Source organism: Streptomyces sp. NPDC006655 (genome assembly GCF_040703965.1).
Classification (GTDB): domain Bacteria; phylum Actinomycetota; class Actinomycetes; order Streptomycetales; family Streptomycetaceae; genus Streptomyces.
The window spans coordinates 38172-59788 of the sequence record NZ_JBEYJU010000020.1 but is presented as its reverse complement, the minus strand read 5'-3'; the positions used below and the strand labels follow the sequence as shown (position 1 = coordinate 59788).

The 21617-nt window shown below is 70.8% G+C and carries 27 protein-coding genes; 11 read left to right on the top strand and 16 right to left on the bottom strand.

Annotation, left to right across the window (positions count from 1 at the left end):
• The first annotated feature begins 49 nt into the window (after window positions 1-49).
• Window positions 50-958 (top strand): LysR substrate-binding domain-containing protein, encoded by a 909-nt coding sequence (locus AB0958_RS14490; RefSeq protein WP_366890737.1) that lies wholly within the window; start codon window positions 50-52, stop codon window positions 956-958.
• On the opposite strand, the gene AB0958_RS14485 is transcribed toward AB0958_RS14490, so the two are convergent.
• A complete protein-coding gene (locus AB0958_RS14485) occupies window positions 889-1065 on the bottom strand; it encodes a DUF397 domain-containing protein (protein ID WP_366890784.1) in 177 nt (58 codons plus the stop codon). The two genes, AB0958_RS14490 and AB0958_RS14485, sit on opposite strands and share 70 nt — an antisense overlap.
• Before the next feature lie 5 nt (window positions 1066-1070).
• The gene (locus AB0958_RS14480) at window positions 1071-1913 is read right to left on the bottom strand and encodes a helix-turn-helix transcriptional regulator (RefSeq protein ID WP_366890736.1); all 843 of its coding nucleotides are present in this window, start codon (window positions 1911-1913) and stop codon (window positions 1071-1073) included.
• A 176-nt stretch (window positions 1914-2089) separates the two neighbouring features.
• Between AB0958_RS14480 and AB0958_RS14475 the strand changes: the two genes are divergently transcribed.
• A complete protein-coding gene (locus AB0958_RS14475) occupies window positions 2090-2461 on the top strand; it encodes a hypothetical protein (RefSeq protein WP_366890735.1) in 372 nt (123 codons plus the stop codon).
• A gap of 15 nt (window positions 2462-2476) precedes the next feature.
• Here the strand turns inward: AB0958_RS14475 and AB0958_RS14470 are convergent, their stop codons facing one another.
• On the bottom strand, window positions 2477-3214 hold the full coding sequence (locus tag AB0958_RS14470; RefSeq protein ID WP_366890734.1) for a DUF4097 family beta strand repeat-containing protein: 738 nt from the start codon (window positions 3212-3214) through the stop codon (window positions 2477-2479).
• 79 nt (window positions 3215-3293) lie between these two features.
• Between AB0958_RS14470 and AB0958_RS14465 the strand changes: the two genes are divergently transcribed.
• Window positions 3294-3656, top strand: coding sequence for a DsrE family protein (locus AB0958_RS14465; RefSeq protein ID WP_366890733.1), 363 nt, complete (start codon window positions 3294-3296; stop codon window positions 3654-3656).
• 14 nt (window positions 3657-3670) lie between these two features.
• Here AB0958_RS14465 and AB0958_RS14460 read toward each other — a convergent pair whose 3' ends face one another.
• On the bottom strand, window positions 3671-4039 hold the full coding sequence (locus tag AB0958_RS14460) for a helix-turn-helix domain-containing protein (protein WP_366890732.1): 369 nt from the start codon (window positions 4037-4039) through the stop codon (window positions 3671-3673).
• A gap of 110 nt (window positions 4040-4149) precedes the next feature.
• On the opposite strand from AB0958_RS14460, the gene AB0958_RS14455 reads away from it, so the two are divergent.
• Entirely contained in the window at window positions 4150-4995 is an 846-nt protein-coding gene (locus tag AB0958_RS14455) for an NAD(P)H-binding protein (RefSeq protein ID WP_366890731.1), read from the top strand.
• Between the two features lie 63 nt (window positions 4996-5058).
• On the opposite strand, the gene AB0958_RS14450 is transcribed toward AB0958_RS14455, so the two are convergent.
• The 7 genes from AB0958_RS14450 to AB0958_RS14420 form a co-directional block, all read right to left on the bottom strand.
• The gene (locus AB0958_RS14450; protein ID WP_132892091.1) at window positions 5059-5322 is read right to left on the bottom strand and encodes a DUF3099 domain-containing protein; all 264 of its coding nucleotides are present in this window, start codon (window positions 5320-5322) and stop codon (window positions 5059-5061) included.
• 97 nt (window positions 5323-5419) lie between these two features.
• On the bottom strand, window positions 5420-5707 hold the full coding sequence (locus tag AB0958_RS14445) for a DUF1416 domain-containing protein (protein WP_150956794.1): 288 nt from the start codon (window positions 5705-5707) through the stop codon (window positions 5420-5422).
• A gap of 74 nt (window positions 5708-5781) precedes the next feature.
• Window positions 5782-6621, bottom strand: a complete 840-nt coding sequence (locus tag AB0958_RS14440) for a sulfurtransferase (protein WP_366890730.1) — start codon at window positions 6619-6621, stop codon at window positions 5782-5784.
• 412 nt (window positions 6622-7033) lie between these two features.
• Window positions 7034-7771: a DUF2993 domain-containing protein gene (locus tag AB0958_RS14435; protein ID WP_366890729.1), complete on the bottom strand. Its 738-nt coding sequence runs from the start codon at window positions 7769-7771 to the stop codon at window positions 7034-7036.
• A 293-nt stretch (window positions 7772-8064) separates the two neighbouring features.
• Window positions 8065-9138 (bottom strand): hypothetical protein, encoded by a 1074-nt coding sequence (locus AB0958_RS14430; RefSeq protein ID WP_366890728.1) that lies wholly within the window; start codon window positions 9136-9138, stop codon window positions 8065-8067.
• 9 nt (window positions 9139-9147) lie between these two features.
• Window positions 9148-9402 (bottom strand): MoaD/ThiS family protein, encoded by a 255-nt coding sequence (locus AB0958_RS14425; RefSeq protein WP_366890727.1) that lies wholly within the window; start codon window positions 9400-9402, stop codon window positions 9148-9150.
• A 53-nt stretch (window positions 9403-9455) separates the two neighbouring features.
• Window positions 9456-10292, bottom strand: a complete 837-nt coding sequence (locus tag AB0958_RS14420) for an alpha/beta fold hydrolase (protein WP_366890726.1) — start codon at window positions 10290-10292, stop codon at window positions 9456-9458.
• A 178-nt stretch (window positions 10293-10470) separates the two neighbouring features.
• Between AB0958_RS14420 and AB0958_RS14415 the strand changes: the two genes are divergently transcribed.
• The 6 genes from AB0958_RS14415 to AB0958_RS14390 all read left to right on the top strand — a co-directional run bounded on the left by AB0958_RS14415 (window position 10471) and on the right by AB0958_RS14390 (window position 16320).
• Window positions 10471-11259 (top strand): response regulator transcription factor, encoded by a 789-nt coding sequence (locus tag AB0958_RS14415; RefSeq protein WP_366890725.1) that lies wholly within the window; start codon window positions 10471-10473, stop codon window positions 11257-11259.
• 105 nt (window positions 11260-11364) lie between these two features.
• Window positions 11365-12387 carry a LacI family DNA-binding transcriptional regulator gene (locus AB0958_RS14410; protein WP_360561346.1) on the top strand — a complete coding sequence of 341 codons (1023 nt, stop codon included), beginning with the start codon at window positions 11365-11367 and terminating at the stop codon, window positions 12385-12387.
• A gap of 320 nt (window positions 12388-12707) precedes the next feature.
• The gene (locus tag AB0958_RS14405) at window positions 12708-13790 is read left to right on the top strand and encodes a trypsin-like peptidase domain-containing protein (RefSeq protein ID WP_366890724.1); all 1083 of its coding nucleotides are present in this window, start codon (window positions 12708-12710) and stop codon (window positions 13788-13790) included.
• A gap of 50 nt (window positions 13791-13840) precedes the next feature.
• Window positions 13841-14062, top strand: a complete 222-nt coding sequence (locus AB0958_RS14400; protein WP_366890723.1) for a hypothetical protein — start codon at window positions 13841-13843, stop codon at window positions 14060-14062.
• 102 nt (window positions 14063-14164) lie between these two features.
• Window positions 14165-14899: a response regulator transcription factor gene (locus AB0958_RS14395; protein ID WP_132892101.1), complete on the top strand. Its 735-nt coding sequence runs from the start codon at window positions 14165-14167 to the stop codon at window positions 14897-14899.
• Window positions 14896-16320: a HAMP domain-containing sensor histidine kinase gene (locus tag AB0958_RS14390; RefSeq protein WP_366890722.1), complete on the top strand. Its 1425-nt coding sequence runs from the start codon at window positions 14896-14898 to the stop codon at window positions 16318-16320. The genes AB0958_RS14395 and AB0958_RS14390 overlap by 4 nt, the downstream gene beginning before the upstream one ends.
• A 53-nt stretch (window positions 16321-16373) precedes the next feature.
• Here the strand turns inward: AB0958_RS14390 and AB0958_RS14385 are convergent, their stop codons facing one another.
• The 4 genes from AB0958_RS14385 to AB0958_RS14370 all read right to left on the bottom strand — a co-directional run bounded on the left by AB0958_RS14385 (window position 16374) and on the right by AB0958_RS14370 (window position 18272).
• Window positions 16374-16595, bottom strand: coding sequence for a DUF397 domain-containing protein (locus AB0958_RS14385; RefSeq protein ID WP_366890721.1), 222 nt, complete (start codon window positions 16593-16595; stop codon window positions 16374-16376).
• Window positions 16592-17416: a helix-turn-helix transcriptional regulator gene (locus AB0958_RS14380; RefSeq protein ID WP_366890720.1), complete on the bottom strand. Its 825-nt coding sequence runs from the start codon at window positions 17414-17416 to the stop codon at window positions 16592-16594. The genes AB0958_RS14385 and AB0958_RS14380 overlap by 4 nt, the downstream gene beginning before the upstream one ends.
• Window positions 17417-17589: 173 nt before the next feature.
• The gene (locus AB0958_RS14375; RefSeq protein ID WP_366890719.1) at window positions 17590-17988 is read right to left on the bottom strand and encodes a hypothetical protein; all 399 of its coding nucleotides are present in this window, start codon (window positions 17986-17988) and stop codon (window positions 17590-17592) included.
• Complete coding sequence (locus AB0958_RS14370; protein WP_366890718.1) at window positions 17985-18272, bottom strand: hypothetical protein; 288 nt, start codon at window positions 18270-18272, stop codon at window positions 17985-17987. The genes AB0958_RS14375 and AB0958_RS14370 overlap by 4 nt, the downstream gene beginning before the upstream one ends.
• 394 nt (window positions 18273-18666) lie before the next feature.
• Here AB0958_RS14370 and AB0958_RS14365 point away from each other — a divergent pair, with 394 nt between their 5' ends.
• Window positions 18667-19407 (top strand): PH domain-containing protein, encoded by a 741-nt coding sequence (locus tag AB0958_RS14365; protein ID WP_366890717.1) that lies wholly within the window; start codon window positions 18667-18669, stop codon window positions 19405-19407.
• Here the strand turns inward: AB0958_RS14365 and AB0958_RS14360 are convergent, their stop codons facing one another.
• On the bottom strand, window positions 19408-21195 hold the full coding sequence (locus tag AB0958_RS14360) for an ABC transporter ATP-binding protein (protein ID WP_366890715.1): 1788 nt from the start codon (window positions 21193-21195) through the stop codon (window positions 19408-19410).
• Window positions 21196-21617 lie beyond the last annotated feature (422 nt).

The following is a 21617-nucleotide window of genomic DNA, read 5'->3' as shown; positions in this document are numbered from 1 at the left end:
GTCCATGACCTGTTTCGGCCTCTCGATACCGGATCGGTATCGTGGCTGCATGGAGCTACGGACGCTGCGCTATTTCGTGGCCGTCGCCGAGGAACTCCACTTCGGCCGGGCCGCCGCACGGCTCCACATGAGCCAGCCCCCGCTGAGCCGTGCGATCAGGGCGCTGGAGGCGGAGACCGGGGCCGTGCTCCTCGAACGCTCGTCGGCCGGTGTCGCCCTCACCCCCGTCGGAGCGGTCCTCCTCACCGAGGCGCGAGCCCTGCTGGACCGGGCCGAGACGCTGCGGGCCCGCGTCGCCGCGGCGGCCGGGACCGCCGTCCTCACGGTCGGGCTGCTCGGCGACAGCACGGACCCGGGCGTGGCCCGGCTGGCCCGCGCCTTCCGCGCCCGTCACCCGGGCGTCGAGATCCGCATCCGCGAGACCGACCTCACGGATCCCACCTGCGGGCTGCACGCGGGCGCCGTGGACATCGCCCTGACCCGGGCACCCTTCGACGAAACGGGGCTGGCGGTACGGGAGTTGCGGGCCGACCCGGTGGGTGCGCTGCTGCGCGCCGACGACCCGGCGGCCCACCGGGAGAGCCTGCTCCTCGCCGACCTGGCCGGCCGGCGGTGGTTCCGGTTCCCGGACGGCACGGACCGGCGCTGGCAGTCGTACTGGAACGGCGGGACGGTCCGGGAGGGGCCGGTGGTACGAGCCGTGCAGGAGTGCAGGCAAGCGGTGCTGTGGAACGGCACGGTCGGCATGACCCTGGCCGACCACGGCCCCGGCGACGGGCTCGTGGTGGTGCCGGTGAGCGACATGGCGCCCAGCCGGGTGGTGGTCGCGTGGCGCGAGGGCGACGGGAATCCGCTGCTGCGGTCGTTCACGCAGGTGGCGGCGGCGGCCTACCGGGCCCGCTTGACGCCGTCCACGAAGGCGGCCCAGGCGGAGGCTTCGAAGAGAAGGGTCCCGTAGGAGGGGGCTTTGCTGTCCCGGACGGGGATGTGGGCAGGGAGGCCGACAGCGACTTCGAGGCACTGGCCGCCGTCCGAGTTGCTGTAGCTGCTCTTACGCCAGGTCACGTTGGTCAAGTCGATGGCTCGCACGGCACTTCCTCCAGCATCCGCAAGATGAACGTCCGCGACTCAGCGGGGCTCAGCGCCAGGTCACGTACGGCATCATAAGTGCGGTGCAGGTGCTCAACCCTGCTTGTTTCTTCGACCAATTCGCCCCGTACGTCGTTCTCCGCGTAGGCAACGGCGCGGCCGTCCAGCAGCCGCAGGAACATCACGTCGGTGCTCGCCAGACCGTGCAGGCCGGTACCGAACGGCAGCACGTGCAGCGTGATGTTGGGGCGATCTCCAGCTGCCAACAGGTACTCCAGCTGTTCGCGCCATTCCCCCGGATCCCGCAGCGAGTTGCGCAGCACCGCCTCCGAGAGAATGACGCGAAACGGCGGGGCGTCGTCGCCCTCCAGCACCGCCTGCCGTCCGATGCGCGCGACGACCTGTTGCTCAAGCTCCTCGTCCTTCAGGCCACCGGCCGCGAGCACCTCACGCACATACGCCGGAGTCTGAAGCATCCCCGGCGGACGGCTCACGGCGTAGTGCCACAGGCTGGTCGCCTCCGCCTCCAACACCATGTACCGCCGGTACTGCTCCTTGAACTGCGACGGATCCCCCACCGCCAGCTCCCACAACGCCAGCAACAACCCCGGCGTCCCGTAGAACTGGTCCAGCGCCTCCACCACCTCCGGGCTCCCCAGACTCCGCCCGCTCTCCATCTTCCCGAAGTTGGACGCGTCCCAGCCCAACTCCTCCGCCAGCTCCCGCAGGCTCACCCCCCGTTCCGCCCTCAGCAGCCGCAGTTCCTCCGCGAACCGTTGCCGGGGCTCCTGGCTTCGGCCCGTCACCACCCGCCTCTGCGGCATCGCACACCCCTCCCGCGCCCCGTGGAATTTGTGGAATGAGCGCCGCCAGACGGGGAAGAACCGCACCTTATCGGCGTGCCTACCCCGCTCCCGGGCCATGCTCGTAGCAGCCTCGACACGCAGAGTAGTCCAACTCTCGCATTTCGTATAGATGTTGGACGAAAGGAGCAAATGCCATGGAGCCCGGAACCCTGTTCTACGACACCGCCACCGACCAGGTCGGCGAGTACCGGGACCGCTCGGGGCCGTACGCGATGCTGCGGCCCGTCGGTGGCGGCAGGGAGTGGGAGGCGGATCCCGCGACGCTGCGGCCCGCCACCGACAGAGAGCGGATCAGCGCCGGTGTACGCGCGGCGAACGACCGCACCCGGTCCGTACCACCGGACCCGGAGGACCTCAGCCGGCCACCCCGGCCGGTGCCCGGCTGCGCCGCGTGCGCGGAGCTGGGCGACCGGCGGGAGGCCGCGCTCGCCGCGTACGACCACAGCGCGGCCGTCGACGCGAACGTGCTGCTGCGCCAGCACCAGCGCGCGGAGCACCGGCCGTGAGGCGTGCCGTGGACGTCAGTGCGCGGGCTCCACGGTCAGGTCGCCGTTGGTCGTCGACAGGTCCAGGCGGTAGCGGCCCGACGGGTCGTTCCTGAAGCCCACCTTCTGGTCGCCGTGGGAGTCGCTCGCCGAGATCCGGTAGTCGGCGGGCGGGGCGGTGACCGTGACGCTGCCGCTGGTCGTACGGGCCGTGATGTTCTGCGGGGCGGCCGTCCGGATCGTCACCTCGCCGTTCGTCGTCTCGGTGTCGACGTCGCCTCCACTGGCGCCCCTGACCTGGACGTCGCCGTTGGACGTGCGCAGCTTCACCGGCCCCTTCGCCCCGTTTACGGCGATCTCGCCGTTGTCGGTGTGCACGTCGACCGGGCCGACGCCGGTCAGTGCGACGTCGCCGTTGGAGGTGCCTCCCGTGACCGGGAGACCGGCGGGCACCTTGACGACGTAGTCGACGCCGCAGTGCCGGCCGCACCCGGAGAGCGTCAGGACGCCGTCGTGGACGCCGAACGAGGTGCCGGTCGGCTTGTCACCGCGGTAGTCGACCTTGCGGTGGACGGTGGCCGTCGAGACGCCCGCCGAGGCCTCCACCCGCACCCCGCCGTTGCCGCTGTCGAGACGGATCGAGGTGATCTTCTGGGGCACCTTGGCGTCGTCCTCGAAGGTCTTCTGGTCCACGACCGAGCAGGCGGAGAGCCCGCCGAGGGTGAGAGCGGTCAGAGCCGCCGACGTCAGGACGCGGTTCGGTGAGAGACGCATGCGGGGGACTCTACGCAGCCGCGTCGCCGCCCACGATGGGGTAAACCCCCCGTTCCCCGCCCGCGATTACGCTGCTGGCATGACCAAGAAGCTCCTGATCAAGGTGACGGCCGGGGCGGACGCCCCGGAACGGTGTTCGCAGGCGTTCACGGTGGCGGCGGTGGCCGTGGCCAGCGGCGTCGAGGTGTCGATGTGGCTGACCGGGGAGTCCGCGTGGTTCACGCTGCCGGGGCGGGCGGCCGAGTTCGAACTGCCGCACGCCGCGCCGCTGCCGGACCTGCTCGACTCGATCCTGGCGGGCGGCACGCTCACGCTGTGCACACAGTGCGCGGCCCGCCGGGACATCACGGAGAAGGACGTGATCGAGGGCGTGCGGATCGCGGGCGCGCAGGTGTTCGTGCAGGAGGCGATGGCCGAGGGCACGCAGGCGCTCGTCTACTAGGGGCGCGCCGGGGGCTAGGAGCGGGGGCCGCCCGCGTCGTCGTAGCGCTGCCGGGCCTGGTCGACGTGGTCGAGGTGGGTGCCGGCCCAGTCGGCGAGGTGGGCGAAGAGCGGGGCGAGGCTGGCGCCGAGTTCGCTGATCTCGTACTCGACGCGGGGCGGCACCTCGGGGTGGTAGGTGCGCACGACCATGCCGTCCCGCTCCAGCTGGCGCAGGCGCTGGGTGAGCACCTTCGGGGTGATGCCCTTGATACGCCGTTCCAGCTCCACGAACCGCTGGCGGCCGAACGCGTGCAGCGACCAGAGGATCGGTGTGGTCCAGCGGCTGAACACGATGTCCACGACCGGGGAGATCGGGCACGCCAGCTCCGGGTCGGTCTCCATCGGCCGGTACCCCCCTCTGAGGTAGTCACTTTCTTCTAGGTACCTACTACATCGACGCTGTTAGCGTCCCCGTCATCGCTGAAGACACCGGAGAAAAACGGGAGTTGAGCATGATCGTGGTGACGGGTGCGACCGGGAACGTCGGGCGGTCGCTGGTGCGGGCCCTGGCGGAGGCCGGGGAGCGGGTGACGGCGGTGTCGCGGGGCACGGCCCCGGTGGAGCTGCCGGACGGGGTCGGGCACCTGCGGGGCGACCTGGGCGAGCCCGATTCCCTGCGGGCCGCCTTCGAGGGAGCCGAGGCGCTGTTCCTGCACGACGGCGGGACGGGCGGCCACGGGCTCGACGCGCGGGCCGTGCTGGACCGGGCCCGGGAGGCCGGGGTGCGGCGGGTGGTGCTGCTCTCCTCGCAGGGCGTGGTGACGAGGCCGGATTCGCCCTCGCACGGCGGGGTGATGCGGGCGGTAGAGGAGGCGGTGCGCGCCTCGGACCTGGGCTGGACGATCCTGCGCCCCGGCGGCTTCGCCTCCAACGCCTACGCCTGGGCGGAGTCGGTACGCGCCGAGCGGACCGTGGCGGCGCCGTTCGGGGACGTCGGGCTGCCCGTCGTCGATCCGGCGGACGTCGGGGAGGTGGCCGCCGTGGCCCTGCGCAAGGACGAGCACACGGGCCGGGTCTACGAGCTGAACGGTCCCGCGGTCGTCACGCCCCGGCAGCAGGCGGCGGCGATCGGGGCGGCCCTCGGGGAACCGGTGCGGTTCGTCGAGCTGAGCCGGGCGGCGGCGCGGGCGCGGCTGGCCGCGTTCATGCCGGAGCCGGTGGTGGAGACGACGCTGTCCGTGCTCGGCGAGCCCACCGAGGCCGAGCTCCGGCTCAGCCCGGACGTGGCGGCGGTGCTGGGCCGCCCGCCCAGGCCCTTCACCGAGTGGGCCCGACGCAACGTGGCAGCGTTCCGCTAGGGCGGGGGCGCGTCAGGAGCGGGCGCGCGTCAGGGGCGGGCGCGCGTCAGGAGCGGCGGCGCGTCAGGGGCGGGGGCGCTTCTTGCCGTCCAGTTCGTCCCACCACTCGTCGGACTGGGGATCCCCGGAGGGGTCGTCCCACCAGCGGTCGTCGGGGCCGCGACGGTTCGCGACCATCGCGGCGACCGGCGGGATGACCATGGCCACCAGGCACATCCCCACCGCGGCCGGAACCGACCAGATGCGCACGACTCCCCACGCCAGGACGAAGAGCCCGATACAGATCCCCATCATGACGAAGTAGGTACGACGCCGACGAGCGAGCATGACTCCAGAGTAGGTCCGGTGTCCCGACACGGCGCAGGGGCCGTGTCCCCGGGTCGGACGCGCCCCGGCGACACGGCCCCTGGCCGTGGTGCTGCTCTCAGACCGCGATCGCGACCTCGGCGAGGCCGCCCTGCTGGGCGACGACCGTGCGGTCGGCGGTAGCGCCGGGGACGAGGGCGCGGACGGTCCAGGTGCCCTCCGCCGCGTAGAAGCGGAACTGTCCGGTGGCGGAGGTCGGGACCTCCGCGGTGAACTCACCGGTCGAGTCCAGGAGGCGGACGTAGCCCACCACCGGCTCGCCGTCGCGGGTCACCTGACCCTGGATCGTGGTCTCACCGGGCTTGATCGTCGAGGGGTCCGGGCCGCCGGCCTTCGCTCCACACATGCGTTACTCCTGTCGAGGTCCTGAAAGGTCGGTCTGAGTCTGAGGTCTGAGGGGCTTGCGGGGAACTGCGGGGCCTACTTGTTGGCGCCGAGCTCGATCGGGACGCCGACGAGGCTGCCGTACTCGGTCCAGGAGCCGTCGTAGTTCTTGACGTTCTCGACACCGAGCAGCTCGTGCAGGACGAACCAGGTCAGGGCCGAGCGCTCACCGATGCGGCAGTAGGCGATGGTGTCCTTCGCGAGGTCCACCTGCTCCTCGGCGTAGAGCTCCTTGAGCTCGTCGTCCGACTTGAAGGTGCCGTCGTCGTTGGCGTTCTTCGACCACGGGATGTTGCGGGCGGTCGGGACGTGGCCCGGACGCTGCGACTGCTCCTGCGGCAGGTGGGCCGGGGCGAGCAGCTTGCCGGAGAACTCGTCGGGGGACCGCACGTCGACCAGGTTCTGCGAGCCGATGGCCGCCACGACGTCGTCGCGGAAGGCGCGGATCGCGGTGTTCTGCGGCTTGGCCTTGTAGGTGGTCTCGGTGCGCTCCGGGACCTCCTCGACCAGCTCGCGGGCGTCCAGCTCCCACTTCTTGCGGCCGCCGTCGAGGAGCTTGACGTTCTCGTGGCCGTACAGCTTGAAGTACCAGTAGGCGTAGGACGCGAACCAGTTGTTGTTGCCGCCGTACAGGATCACCAGCGTGTCGTTGGCGATGCCCTTCGCCGACAGGAGCTTCTCGAAGCCCTCCTGGTCGATGAAGTCGCGGCGGACCGGGTCCTGAAGGTCCTTGGTCCAGTCGATGCGGATCGCGTTCCTGATGTGGTTCTTCTCGTAGGCGGTGGTGTCCTCGTCCACCTCCACGATCGCGATCTCGGGGTTGTCCAGGTTGTCCTGGACCCAGTCGGCGTCGACCAGGACGTCGCTGCGGCTCATGCTCTTCTCTCCTCCGGGGCAGTTGCGGCGGGGCGTGCGAGTGCGGGTGGTGCGCGGCGGGGCGCACGGATGCCCTGAGCGTGGGCAGGGCGGGGATGCGGAAGCCGGTGCTTCCGCTCAGAAAGTGCGACAGAGCATGGCGGCAACGCGGCACAGGTCGACTGCCCGCCGCTTCGTGAGGTCCGCCTGTCGCTTCATAAGGCTCGATCGTAGGGACGGATAACCGGGCATGTCACCGGCATGTCGCATGGTGAGACACGATCGTCCGAATTGCGGAACGCCGGGGTGGTCCGGATGGCCGTGGCGGGGTGGACGGACGTCCGCGTCCGGCACCGCATCTGCGGTACGGACGGGACCGTCTCGCCTGATGGACACGGTGGCCCGTCGGCCGGGGGTACCGCCGTGGCGCTTACTACCCGGCCAGCCGGACGTTCGAACCCTGCACCGCGATCTTCACACCGTCCGGCACGGCCTCCACCTTGTCCAGCCGGACGCCGCCGGGGAGCTGGTCGATCGCCTGCTGGAAGTCGGAGGCCTGCCGGAACCGGTTCTCCACGAGGGTGATCCCGGCGAGCTTCGGGAGGTTGTCGGCGTGCACCTGTACGGAGTTGTCCTTGACGGTGACCGTGCTGAGGACGGGGACCTTCTGGTGGGCGTTGATGCCGGGGACGGTGAGGTCGAGGGTGACCTTGATCTTTCCGTTGCCGCCGTCACCGAGACCGACGACCCGGCCGGTGAAACCGAGGCCCAGGTCGGTGGGGTGCGTGTCCACGTTCTTCAGCAGCTCGCTGTACGAGATCAGCGCGCTGCCGGTGGCGGTGCGGGCGGTGGCGGAGCTGTAGTCGCCGGTGAAGGTGACGTCCTTCATGTCGGCGTTCAGGTCCTCGATGCGGATGGTCTTGCCGGCGGTGCCGGTGGTGGCGTCGTAGTCCTTGATGCCCACCTGCACGTCGTCCAGGGTGCCGCTCGCCACCTGGGTGAGGAAGGGGAAGCCCTTGATGGAGACGTCGGGGTCGCTCGCGAGGTTCTCCGTCGTCTTCAGCTTGCCGGCGGCCTCGCCTTCGGCGAAGTGGACGGCGACGCGGTCGACGATCACGAAGAGGATGCCGATGACCACGACGACGGTCAGGAGTATTCGCAGGGCGCGCATGTGGTGGGGTCCCCAGGGTCGACGGATCCGACGGTTTCCTTCCGGCTGCCCACGCTAAGCCTGCGGGAACGGGGGGACGGGGGATTGTCGAACAGCTGTGACAGTGGGGGGCTGAGGTTCCATGTCGACTGCGGGTATGTGGGGGTTGCTCGCGCAGTTCCCCACGCCCCTAAAAGCAGGGCGTCAGCGTGGGCGCCCCTTCAGGGGCGCTGGGGGTCCCCCCGGCCGAAGGCTGGGGGAGGAACTGCGCGACCGGGCCCCACCGGCCCGCAGCCGGTGTACCACCGCCGATGTCAGTGCAGGATCCAGATCACCGGAGCTGCCGCTGCCAGGGGCAGGGCCACGCCCGCTGTGAAGTGGACGAACCTCGACGGATAGTCGTAGCTCGCCACCCGGTGGCCGATGAGCGCGCACACCCCGGCCGCCACCCCGATCAGCGCCCCGTGCGTCCCCACGCCCGTCATCCCGCCCACGGCGATCCCCGCCCCGGTCGCCGCCAGCAGCGCGACCACCACCGACGCCGGGGTGGGCAGCGGCAGCGCTCTCGCGAGGACCGCGACGGCCACCGCCGCCGCGCCCACCGTCACCGCGTCGGTGTCCGCGCCGAGGTACCCGGTCGCGATGATCGCCAGCGCGGACGAGGCGACGGTGGCCATCAGGCCGTACATACGGGTGTCGGGGTCCGCGTGCGAGCGGAGCTGGAGGACCAGGGTGAGCAGGACCCACACGCCCAGGGGTCCCAGGATCGCCGTCGGCGCCTGGTCGCGGCCCGCGACGAGCACCGCCACGTCCGCCGTCACCCCGCCGAGGAAGGCCAGCGCGATGCCCTGCCGGGCGGGCCACATGCCGTTGAGCCGGAACCAGCCCGCGGCCGTCACCGCCTGAAGGGCCACCAGGGGGACGACCAGCGCGTACGTGGAGACCTGCGCCGTCACCGCCAGCAGCAGGCCGAGCAGGGCGGTGAGCAGCGCCGGCTGCATCCCCGGCTCGATGATCGGCGAGCGCCCCTCCAGCCGGGCCCGCTGCGCGTCGGTGATCCGCGCGTTGCCGGCGACGGTCGCGGGACCGTACCCCTGGTCGGATCCGGCGGGCGCGGGGGCGGAGGCGGGCGCCTGGGCAGCGGCGTAGGCGTGCTGCGGCTGCTGAGGCTGCGGCTGTTCCGGGGCGTACGGCCGTTCGTACGACTGCGGCTGAAGGTACGCCGTCTCCGCGGCCGGCGGCACCGGGGCGTGCGTCTGGGTCTCCCAGGTCTGCCCCTGCCACTGCTGCGTGGCGTACTGCTGCTCGTCGTACCCCCACTGCTGGGGCCCAGGCTGCTGCTGGGGCTGCTGGTACGGGTCGTAGCCCTCGTACGGCTGGTTGCTCATCGCTCTCGCTCACCCTCCTGCGAACGGCGGGAGCACCTCGACCGTGCCGCCCTCGGCCAGCCGTACCGTCTCATGCCCGCGCTTGCCCACGGGGTCACCGTCGACGAGGAAGGAGCACCGTCGCAGGACCCGCGCGAGCTCCCCGGGGTGTCGCGTGCGCACCGCGTCCAGGGCCGCGGCGAGGGTGTCCGCGTCGTACGGCTCCTCGGCGACACCTGCGGCGGCCTTCGCGGCGGCCCAGTAGCGCACCGTGACCTTGGGCATCGGATTCCTTCGGATTCGGCTGTGTACCCGGTTCGGCTGTGTACAGGGTCAGGCTAGCCCGCCCGCGCGACCGCCCAGTCGCCGATCCTGGCCAGCAGGCGGTCGTCGGCGGCGTGTTCGGCGTGGCCCATGCCGGGCTCCAGCCACAGGTCGGCGGCGCCGTCCGCGGCCGCGGCCAGCATCTGCGGGTGGTCGACCGGGAAGTACCCGTCGCTGTCGCCGTGCACGACCAGCAACGGAGTGGGGGCGATCTTCGGCACCGCCTCCACCGGAGACAGCGGCACCGGGTCCCAGTCGCGGTGGTGGATGCGGGTGCGGAAGCCGTAGCGGCCGACGAGGCGGCCCTCGGGGCGGGTGACCAGCCAGTGCAGGCGGCGCATGGGGGCGGTGCCCCGGTAGTACCAGCGGGCCGGCGACGACACCGAGACCACCGCGTCCACCCCGCCGTACAGCGCCGCGTGCCGCAGCACCACCGAACCGCCCATGGAGAAGCCGACGGTCACCACGCGCGCGTGCCCGAAGCCGCGCGCCCAGGCCACCGCCGCGTCCAGGTCGAGGACCTCGCGGTCGCCGACGGTGGTGCGGCCCGCGGAGCGGCCGTGCCCCCGGAAGGAGAAGCTGACCACGGGGCCGTGAGCGGCGAGCGCGGCCACCACCCGTCGTACGTGTGGCCGGTCCACGTCTCCCGTGAAACCGTGGGCCATGACGAACACCAGGTCACGGGAGGGTGTCCGGGAGCCGTCGTATACGAAGGAGGCGGGATCGTATACGGAATCGATCGCAATCCCGTCGGCGGTGTGCAGAAACGTCCGGATAGGGGTGCTTCTGCTCGTCTCGCAGTTCGGACGAACGGCGGAACTGCCCACATGACCTGCCGGACCGTTGCTCATGTGGGCTATTCTGCTGGCAGAGGACTCGGGCGACGCCGCCACCGGGTCCTTTTGTGCTTTCGGAAGCGCTGTATACGAAGCGGGAAACTCCAGGTGACCGCGGACGTACGGAGGCTCGGGAGCGCAGCGCAGTGTCATTGCACACAGTCCTCGCAGGGACCGAGGAGGAACCAGACAAATGAGTTCTCTGCTGCTCCTGACCAACGCCCTCCAGCCGTCGACGGAGGTGCTGCCGGCCCTCGGCCTGCTCCTGCACAACGTGCGGGTCGCCCCGGCCGAAGGCCCCGCCCTCGTCGACACGCCGGGCGCTGACGTCATCCTGATCGACGGCCGCCGCGACCTCCCGCAGGTGCGCAGCCTCTGCCAGCTGCTGCGGTCCACCGGCCCCGGCTGTCCACTGGTCCTGGTCGTCACCGAGGGCGGCCTCGCCGCCGTCACCGCCGACTGGGGCATCGACGACGTGCTCCTCGACACCGCGGGCCCCGCCGAGGTCGAGGCGCGGCTGCGGCTCGCCATGGGCCGTCAGCAGATCGTCGCCGACGACTCCCCCATGGAGATCCGCAACGGCGACCTCTCGGTCGACGAGGCGACCTACAGCGCGAAGCTCAAGGGCCGGGTCCTCGACCTCACCTTCAAGGAGTTCGAGCTGCTCAAGTACCTGGCCCAGCACCCCGGCCGGGTGTTCACCCGCGCACAGCTGCTCCAGGAGGTCTGGGGGTACGACTACTTCGGCGGCACCCGGACCGTCGACGTGCACGTACGACGGCTGCGCGCCAAACTCGGCGTCGAGCACGAGTCCCTGATCGGCACCGTACGGAACGTCGGTTATCGATTCGTTACGCCTGAGAAGGGTGAGCGGAGCGCTGACGAGGCCAAGGCGCGGGAGGCGCGGGCCGGCCACGCAAAGGCGGCGGATGCGGACGCATCGGCGGACCTGGGCGCGGTCGAGGTGCCCGCGGAGGCGTAGTCGCCGTCCGGGCGAGGCGTGCCGTCGCCCGGACGGGCATTGCTCCCGCAAGCGAAGCACCGATACGCCCTGCCCAGGGCCGGTCCATCCGCGTAGACTCCGCGCGTGGCCAAGGTGACTCGGGATGATGTGGCGCGGCTGGCGGGGACTTCGACCGCCGTGGTCAGCTATGTCATCAACAACGGACCCCGGCCGGTCGCCCCGGCCACGCGCGAGCGTGTCCTCGCCGCGATCAAGGAACTGGGGTACCGGCCCGACCGGGTCGCCCAGGCGATGGCCTCGCGGCGCACCGACCTCATAGGCCTGATCATCCCGGACGCCCGCCAGCCGTTCTTCGGCGAGATGGCGCACGCGGTGGAGCAGGCCGCGTCCGAGCGCGGAAAGATGGTGCTGGTCGGCAACACCGACTACGTCGCCGAGCGCGAGGTCCACTATCTGCGCGCGTTCCTCGGCATGCGGGTCTCCGGCCTCATCCTCGTCTCCCACGCCCTCAACGACCTGGCCGCCGCCGAGATCGACGCCTGGGACGCCCGGGTGGTGCTGCTGCACGAGCGCCCGGAGGCGATCGACGACGTGGCCGTGGTGACGGACGACCTCGGCGGCGCCCAGCTCGCGGTGCGGCACCTGCTGGAGCACGGCTACGAGTACGTGGCCTGCATGGGCGGTACGGCCGACACCCCGGCCGTCGGCGACCCGGTCTCCGACCACGTCGAGGGCTGGAAGCGGGCGATGGCGGAGGCGGGGCTGGCCACGGAGGGGCGGCTGTTCGAGGCGCCGTACAACCGGTACGACGCGTACCGGGTGGCGCTGGACGTCCTGGCCGGGCCCGAGCGGCCGCCGGCGATCTTCTGCTCCACCGACGACCAGGCGCTCGGCGTGCTGCGGGCGGCGCGGGAACTGCGGATCGACGTGCCCGGGGAGCTGGCGGTGGCCGGCTTCGACGACATCAAGGAGGCGGGGCTGGCGGACCCGCCGCTGACCACGATCGCCTCGGACCGGCCGGCGATGGCGCGTGCCGCGGTGGACCTGGTGCTGGACGACGGGTTGCGGGTGGCGGGGTCGCGGAGGGAGCGCCTGAAGACGTTCCCTTCGAGGCTGGTGGTGCGTGGGTCCTGCGGGTGCGCGTAGTAATGCGGCCGCGGGTGCGTGGGGGCTGGTCGCGCCCACGCGGCGGAGCCGCAAATCGATACAGCCCCGCGCCCCTAAAAGCAGGGCGTCGGCGTGAGCGCCCCTTTAGGGGCGCTGGGGGTACCCCCGACCGAAGGCTGGGGGAGGAACTGCGCGAGCGACCCCCACCGGGCCGCACCCATCGGAGCACCTTCATGAACGGCCCATGAGAACCCCCCTCGACCAGCGAGAAGGTTCCTTATATCGGGCAAACGAGGTTCTCGCGGCGTTCTCAGCGGGCACTCAGGAAGCTCTCATGGTCGCGGGACAAGCTTCTAGTCATGACCGAGAGCTTCCGCCGCAGCGGCGAGTACGAGATCCCGCAGGGTCCCCAGGGTGACGCCTACCAGGGCGCGTACCCCCAGCAGCAGCACGCTTCCGCTCCTGCCTCCGTCAACCCGGAGTGGCCGCCCCCGCCCTCGCACCAGCCGGGGCAGGCGGCGCAGCCCGACGGCGCCGAGCACTCGGTCCACGGCAAGAAGAAGCGGGCACGCGGCCCGATGGCCCTGCTCGCGGCGGTCGCGATCGTCGCCGCGGCCGTCGGCGGCGCCACGGCGTACGGCTTCCAGGAGCTGACCGGCAAGAACGAGGTCGTCTCCAGCAGCACCACCACCAACGTGGTCCCCTCCAGCAAGAAGGGCAACGTCGCCGCGATCGCCGCCGCCGTCAGCCCGAGCGTCGTGGAGATCACCGCGACCCTCAGCAACGGCACCTCCACCGGTTCCGGCGTGATCGTCACCAGTGACGGCCAGATCGTCACCAACAACCACGTGATCTCCGGCGCCCAGTCCATAAAGGTGACGACCAGCACCGGCAGGTCGTACACCGCCAAGGTGGTCGGCACCGACAGCGCCAAGGACCTCGCGCTCATCAAGCTCCAGGGCGCCTCCGGTCTCAAGGTAGCCACCCTCGGCAACTCCGACGGCGTCCAGGTCGGCGACACGGTCGTGGCGATCGGCTCCCCCGAGGGCCTCAGCGGCACCGTCACCAGCGGTATCGTCTCCGCGCTCAACCGGGACGTCACCGTCTCCACCGACGAGGGGCAGGACCAGCAGAGCCAGGGCTTCGGCGACGGCCAGTGGCCGTTCTCGTTCGGCGGCCGCCAGTTCAACGGCGACACCGGTTCGTCCACCACGACCTACAAGGCCATCCAGACGGACGCCTCGTTGAACCCCGGCAACTCCGGCGGCGCCCTCATCGACGCCGGCGGCAACATCATCGGCATCAACTCGGCTATGTACTCGGCCAGTTCGAGCTCCTCCTCGTCCTCCTCGGACACGGGCAGCGTCGGCCTCGGCTTCGCCATCCCGATCAACACCGTGAAGGCCGACCTGGCCAAGCTGCGGTCCGGATCCACCAGCTGAGCCACCGGCACGAGCACGGAGTCACCAAGTCACGGAGTAGGGAGTACGTCATGATCAAGCAGGTTTCGCACCAGGTGACCGGCACCGCCCCCGCCGACCTAGGACTGGCCCTCGCGGTGGCGTACGAACTCCACGCCCCGGCCGAGGCGACCCCGGCCCCCCGCGCCCCGGAACTGGTAACGGCCCCGCAGCTGATGGGGCTGCGCACCTCCGCCGCCCGGCCGCACCAGCGCAAGGTGCCGCTGAGCCGCATGACCCTGGTCCGCGGCTGAGCCGCCGCACGCACTCGACAGCCCGGAAACATGCGAGGCTGAGAGGCGTCCCACCGCGAACCACCGCATCCCGACCCATCACACCCCGAGGAAACGCGAGCGATGAGCCCCGCCGAAGGCGACCGTGACCCCCAGCGCATCCTGATCGTCGACGACGAGCCGGCCGTACGGGAAGCGCTCCAGCGCAGCCTCGCCTTCGAGGGGTACGAGACCGAGGTCGCGGTCGACGGCGCGGACGCCCTGGAGAAGGCCACCGCCTACAAGCCGGACCTGATCGTCCTCGACATCCAGATGCCGCGGATGGACGGCATGACCGCGGCCCGCCGGATCCGCGGAGCGGGCGACACGACCCCGATCCTGATGCTGACGGCCCGCGACACGGTCGGCGACCGGGTCACCGGGCTGGACGCGGGGGCCGACGACTACCTGGTCAAGCCCTTCGAACTGGACGAGCTCTTCGCCCGCATCCGAGCGCTGCTGCGCCGCAGCTCCTACGCGGCCTCCGTGTCCGAGGCGGCCCAGGAGGACGAGGCGCTCACCTTCGGCGACCTGCGGATGGACCTCGCGACGCGGGAGGTGACCCGGGCCGGCCGCCAGGTGGAACTCACCCGCACCGAGTTCACCCTCCTGGAGATGTTCATGGCACACCCGCGCCAGGTCCTCACCCGCGAGCAGATCCTGAAGGCCGTCTGGGGCTTCGACTTCGAGCCCTCCTCCAACTCCCTCGACGTGTACGTCATGTACCTCCGCCGCAAGACCGAGGCGGGCGGCGAACCCCGCCTCGTCCACACCGTGCGCGGCGTCGGGTACGTCCTGCGCCAGGGCGGCGCCGAGTGAACACCCTGGCCCGCCGCTTCCGCGCGCTCCCGATCCGCGCCCGCCTGTCGATGCTGGTCGCGGCAGCGGTGGCGTTCGCGGTGGCGGCGGTCTCGGTGACGTGCTGGTTCATCGTCCAGGGGAAGCTGTACGACCAGCTCAGGAACGATTTGGAGAAGCAGCAGCACGGGCCGGTGTACGCGGCCATCAGTGCTGCTCTCGCCGACTGTTCCGAGGCTCCCCAGGGGAACACCAACTACCGGAGCAACTACGGACAAGCCGTCACGGTGAGCGGCCAGATCTGCCTGATGCCCGGCTCCACGGACGAGGTCAAGGTCACCCATGACGACCTGAACGTCATCAAAAACGGGGACACCAACACGCTCTACTTCCGCAACGGCACCGACAAGGACGGCGACGCGGTACGCGTGATGACCCAGGTCTTCCCCACCGACACCGGCTCCTATGTCGGACTCGTCACCGCCCTTCCCCTGCGGAACACCCAGAACACCCTGAGCGATCTCGCCCTGATCCTTCTCCTCGTCTCCGGTATCGGAGTCATCGGCGCCGGAGCCGCGGGACTCGCCGTCGCCCGGGCCGGGCTTCGGCCCGTCGACAAGCTCACCGAGGCCGTCGAGCACGTGGCGCGTACCGAGGATCTGAGCGTGCGCATCCCGGTGGAGGAGGACTCCGACGACGAGATCGCCCGGCTCTCCCGCTCCTTCAACAGCATGACCACGTCCCTGGCCAGCTCCCGCGAGCTCCAGCAGCAGCTCATCGCCGACGCCGGCCACGAACTGCGCACCCCCCTCACCTCGCTCCGCACGAACATCGAACTGCTCACCCGCAGCGAGGAGACCGGCCGCCCGCTCCCGCCCGCCGACCGCAAGGCGCTGCTCGCCTCGGTGAAGGCCCAGATGACCGAGCTGGCCTCGCTGATCGGCGACCTCCAGGAGCTGTCCCGCTCGGAGGGGCAGCGCGGTGAACGCGTCCAGGTGGTGGCCCTTCAGGACACGGTCGAGGCGGCCCTGCGCCGCGCCCGCCTGCGCGGCCCGGAACTGACGATCACGGCGGACGTGCAGCCCTGGTTCGTCCGCGCGGAACCCTCCGCCCTGGAACGGGCGATCGTCAACATCCTCGACAACGCGGTGAAGTTCAGCCCCGAGGGCGGCACCATCGACGTGGCCCTGGACCGGGGCGTCCTCACGGTCCGCGACCACGGCCCCGGCATCCCGGAGGACGAACTCCCCCACGTCTTCGACCGCTTCTGGCGCTCCCCGTCGGCCCGCGCCCTCCCCGGCTCCGGCCTCGGCCTCTCCATCGTCGCCCGCACGGTCCGACAGGCCGGCGGCGACGTCACCCTGGCCCGCGCCGACGGCGGCGGCACGGTCGCGACAGTACGGCTACCGGGCGCGCCTACGGCTCCGCCGGAGACTCCATAGGGGGTCCAGCGTGTGGGCGGCAGTGCATCGAGCATCAGGACTTCGGGCATATGTCAGCCGAATGTGCGCCGACCGCCCTCCCCCTTGACCTCGTCCATGAACGCGGACCAGGACGGAGCCGAGAAGACGAGAGGCCGGGCAGCCGGAACCTTGCTGTCCCGGACGGGGACTATGCCGGGGTACCCGTCGGCGACCTCGACGCAGTTGTTGTCTCCCCCGTCGCTGTAGCTGGACTTGCGCCACACGGCGGTGTTGAGGTCGGGGGTGCGGGTCATGATTGGTGCTCCTCCAGTACGCCCCTGATGAACGCGAGCGAGTCCGGCGGGGACAGTGCCAGGTCGCGGAGCCGATCGTGGGACAGTCGCTCCCGCAGGATGTCGTCCGGATCTTCGAACAGCCAGCCCTTGCTGTTGCCTTCCGTGTAGGCGACTGCCCCTCCGTCCCGCTGCCAGAGCAGCGTCAGCGACCCGCTCATCTGGTGATGCGAGCCCGCTGAGAAGGGGAGTACCTGGAGCGTCACGTTGGGCCACAGCGCGGCGGCCTCAAGATGACGCAGCTGGTCCTGCCAGGTCCGGCCTTCCGCGGCCGGGCGCCGGAAGGCGAACTCGTCCACGATGACGCGGGCTTCGGGCTGCGGCTTCTGCCTCAGCAGGTACTGCCGACCGAGCCGGGCCGCCACCTGCTCCTCGACCGCCTCGTCTCCGGCTGCCGTTGCCAACGCTCCGGACAACACCTCACGAGCGAAGTCCTCGGTCTGGAGCACTCCGGGAATACCTGGCGAGAACTTCCACATGACCCGCGCCGTCGCCTCCAGCCCCATGAACTCCCTGTACTGGTCCTTGAACGCGTCCAGCCGCGCCACTCTCCAGTGGCTGACCAACAGGTCACCGGTGCCGTAGTACCCGTCCAGGTCCTCCATGACCGTCACCTTGGACAGCCGCTCCCCGGACTCCAGCCGGCTCAGGTAGCTCTTGTCGTACCCCGTCTCGGCAGCCAACTGCCCCAGCGACTTGCCGGCCTTGTCCCGCAGCACCCGCAGGGTCTGCCCCAGCACGGCCCGCCCGGAGACCGGCCCTGCCTCAACCTGTTCGCCCACGTCACCACCCCTCCCCGTTGCCCGGAGCCGCCGTCAACGCCGAGCCCCTTCCGCAGCGTATGGGCCGGCTGTGACGATCGGGACACGAACAGTGATCCCCCCACTCCAAAGGACTGCGGCATGCGCCGGGGTGGGCGCCTGTTGGAGCGTGACGGGTGAGGACCGCCGGAGGCTCAGTGGAAGCCGAGCATTCCCGGGGAGTCGATATCGACCGTGAGAATGCCGGGCGGGTAGTCGTCCTCCTGGCCGGTCAGGATGATCGACATGCCGCCAGTATCCCGGTGCGGTTCAGCGACGTAGAGGGCATGGCAGACATCCGGGCCGCCCCACCCCTCGCGGTACATCGCGCCGACCGTGGCAGCCGCTGCCTGACTGAGCGGGTCGACCATGACACCTGCGAGACGGAGAACGTCGCTGGCCGCCCCCTTCTCCTTGGCTTCGGCGTGCATGAGGCACAGCGCGGGGATATGCAGCCAGTCTCCGGGCGTGTTGGCGACGTTGTCGGCCAGAAGATGGAGGGCCCGGTGTCCTCGCGTCATCGCGAGGACACCGGTCGTGTCGAGGATGATCACGCAGCCATGCCCCGCTGCGCGCGCATCTTCTCGGCGGCCATCGCATAGATGTTGGCCAGCACGTCCGGCCCCTGGTCGAACTCCTCGTCGCTGAGGGTGCAGCCCATCCGCTCGCGCAGAACCTGACGGGTGGCCGCCACCCGTTCGGCGATCTGCGCGGCCGTAAGCTGCTGTGCCGCAAGATCCTCGACGAGCTGCCCCAGTGTGAGCCCCCGCTCCTTGGCGACCTGGGCAAGGTGGTCTCGGGCCTGTCGGGACACCTGGATGGTCGTGTTGTCTGCCATACCACCACCATAATCTGGCCACGGCGAATCCGGCTCAATATCAAGCAGCTCCACCCGACGGTGTTCACACCGCCTCGACGTTGACCTTCGTGACAAACGCGCATTCACCCGCGCTTCGGTCCCGTGATCGCCTCCCCGATCACGAAGCCCTTGGCGGGACCGTCGGGGACGGTGACCTCGGTGCCTGTGCGAGAGCGGTCAAGGTGGCACCTCCTCCTCAAGTGTGGGCTGGGCGTGCCTGCGGCACAAGCAACGCGATCACGGTAGGTAAGGCCGCCCCGGTGACCTGGGAAATGACTCCAGATCACCCGTTCGAGCGAAGCCGGAACGGTTCGCGGGCTTACTCTCTCCTCAGTCGCGTGCCTGTTCGGTGCGCCTGGGGAGGGCACGGGTCGTGTGCGAGGGTGGAGTCGAGCGGGAGTACCGGAGGCGTCGGAAGCCGCCTCTGGCGTACCTCGTCCTGCCGGGGCTGCTGGTGGTGAACGCGCTCATCCAGACCAGCCGGGTCTCCGGCGACGGGGGCGGGGACGGCAGCGGCCGGTGGGGGCCGCCGGTCTTCGCGGTGCTGCTGGTCCTGGCGGTCGCGCGGGTCGCGCTGGAGCAGTTCCGGGCGCACACCAGGGTCACGGCCGCCGGCATCACCGCGCAGGGGCCGGTGCGGGCGCGGACCTGGGCCTGGTCCGAGATATACGACATCCGGGTCGAGCAGGCCCCGCGCGGTTCCGGGCGGGCGGCGCCCCAGTGGCTCACCTACCTGTACGACTACCGGGGCCGCCGCTTCCTGCTGTGGCAGCTCAACGACTGGCAGCTGGACGACCCCTACGCCGAGGTCGCCGAGCTGTGCCTGGCCGCCGCACCGCTGCGCAGCTTCACCTGGGAGCGGCGCCCGGACGTCGAGGAGCGGATCCGGCGGGGAGCCGTGCGCCGCAGGGCGTGGCTGTGGGGGGCGTACGGGGCGATCGGGTCGGTGTTCCTCATGCTGGTGGTCGGCTTCGCACTGATCGTCACCGGGCGCTCGGACCATCCCTTCCTGCTGATCGTGTGCGTCCCGGTGGCCGTCGGCGTCGTCCTGGGCGCCGTACTCCAGTGGTACTGGAGCGTCCGCCCGCCGCGTTCCCTCACCCCGCAGCCCTAGCTACCACCTGAGGATCATCGTCTCGTCCAGGGTGGGGGCCGGGTCCGGCGCGATCGTCTCCGGAAGGGGGTGGGCGAGGTCCGCGTAGGCGCCGCCGTGGGCGAGGAGTTCGGCGTGGGTGCCCGCCTCCACCAGGCGGCCCCGGTCCACGACCAGGATGCGGTCGGCGTCGGGGGCGAGCGTGAGGTCGTGCGTGATCATGATGGTCGTACGGCCCGCCATCAGGGTGCGCAGCGGGGCGACGACCTGGCGGGCGGCGATCGCGTCCAGGCCCGCCGTCGGCTCGTCGAGGACGAGGACCGGGGCGGCGCGGAGCATCGCGCGGGCGATGGCGATCCGCTGGAGCTGGCCGCCGGAGAGGGCCGCCGTGCCGGGGGCGATGGGGGTGTCGTAGCCCTCGGGGAGTGCGGTGATGAAGGCGTGGGCTGCGGCGTCTCGTGCGGCCTGCTCGATCTCGGTGTCCGTGGCGCCGGGGCGGCCGCAGGCGATGTTCTCGCGGACCGTGCCGTTGAGGATGAGCGTCTGCTGCGGGAGCAGGGCGACGTTCTCGCGGAGGAACTCCAGGGGTACGTGGGTGAGCGGGACGCCGTCCAGGCAGATCACGCCGGCGGAGGGGTCGTAGAAGCGGGTGAGGAGCTTGGCGACGGTGGACTTGCCGGCGCCGCTCTTGCCGGTGACCAGGATCAGTTCGCCGGGACCGGCCGTGAAGCCGACGTCCCGGAGGGAGGCGCGGGGGGACCCCGGGTAGCGGAAGGAGACGTCGTGGAAGCTGACCCAGCCGTGGACCGGCCAGGGGCCGACGGGTTCGGCGGGATCGGTGACGGCGGGCTCGGCGTCCAGGATCTCGCCGATGCGCTCCGCGCCCGCGGTGGCCGCGGTGAGGGTGAGGCCGAGCTGGCCGAGGTTGCGGACCGGCGGGTAGAGGTAGCCGAGGAACGCGGCGAAGGCGAGGAGCTGACCGAGGGTCATGCGGTCCGCGGAGATCTCCCAGACGCCCAGGCCGATGACGGCGAGCACGCAGAGGGTCTCCACGACCTCGACGAACTGGGCGTACATCTCACTGAGCCGGGCCCCGCGCACACTCGCCCGCAGCCATGCGCGGGCCTCGACGTCGAGGCGCTTCTCCTCGTCCCGGCGGCGGTTGTAGGCCTGGGTGAGGACGACGTTGCCGAGGGACTCCTCGACCACGGAGGTGATCGCGCCGTCGGCGACCCGTTCGTCCTGGGAGGCGGTCCTGATCCGGCCGGAGAAGCGGCGGGCGGCGAACAGGAACAAGGGCGCGAGGACGAAGGTGGCCAGCGCCAGGTCCCAGCGCAGCCAGCAGGCGGCGGTCGCGTAGAAGACGGCGGAGAACGCGGCGGCGACGGTGCCGACGACACCGGAGACGACCATCTGCTCGATGGCCTCGACGTCACCGGTGAGGCGTTCGACGAGGTCGCCCCGGCGGTGCCGCTGGAAGAAGTGCGGGGGGAGGTCCTGGACGTGCCGGAAGACCTTGGCGCGCAGGCGCAGCACGAATCTCTCGGCGGTCCAAGTGGCCAGCGAGTTGCCAAGGTAGCCGACGAACGCGCCGACCGCGGCGACCAGCAGCCAGGCGACGGCCGGGCCCCAGAAGGCGGACAGCGAACCGGCCTTGAGGGCGTTGTCGGTGAGGTCCGCGAAGAGCAGGATCGCGGCGGTCTCGGCGAGCGCGGACACCACCACGCACGTGATGATCATCCAGAGCCACTTGCGGTCGCCGCGGGTCAGCGGCCAGAAGCGGCGGAAGGCGGCACGGGCCTCTCTCATGGTCGGCAACTCCCTTCGCACGGAGGTGCGCACGGCCGAGGCGGGGCCACCGGTCGCGATCAGGCCTGACCGGTGACCCCGCCTCGCGGTGCGCTGCCTCAGCCGTGGTCCACGGGACGGCGCTTCGGAGCCGGCTTCTTCGGGGCGGGCTTCTTCGGGGCCGGGGCGGGCTTGTGGTGCTTCTTGACCGGGGCGATCTTGCGGAAGCTCATGGTGGTACCTCTCTGCTGTGAACCGATCTGCTGTGAATTGATTTGAATTACTTCTGTGAATTCTTTGTCAGCGCTCGTCGCCGATGGGGCGGCGCTTCGGAGCCGGCTTCTTCGGCGCGGGCTTCTTCGGGGCCGGGGCGGGCTTGTGGTGCTTCTTGACCGGGACAATCTTGTGGAAACTCATGCTCTTCTCCTTCGATTCGTTCGTTC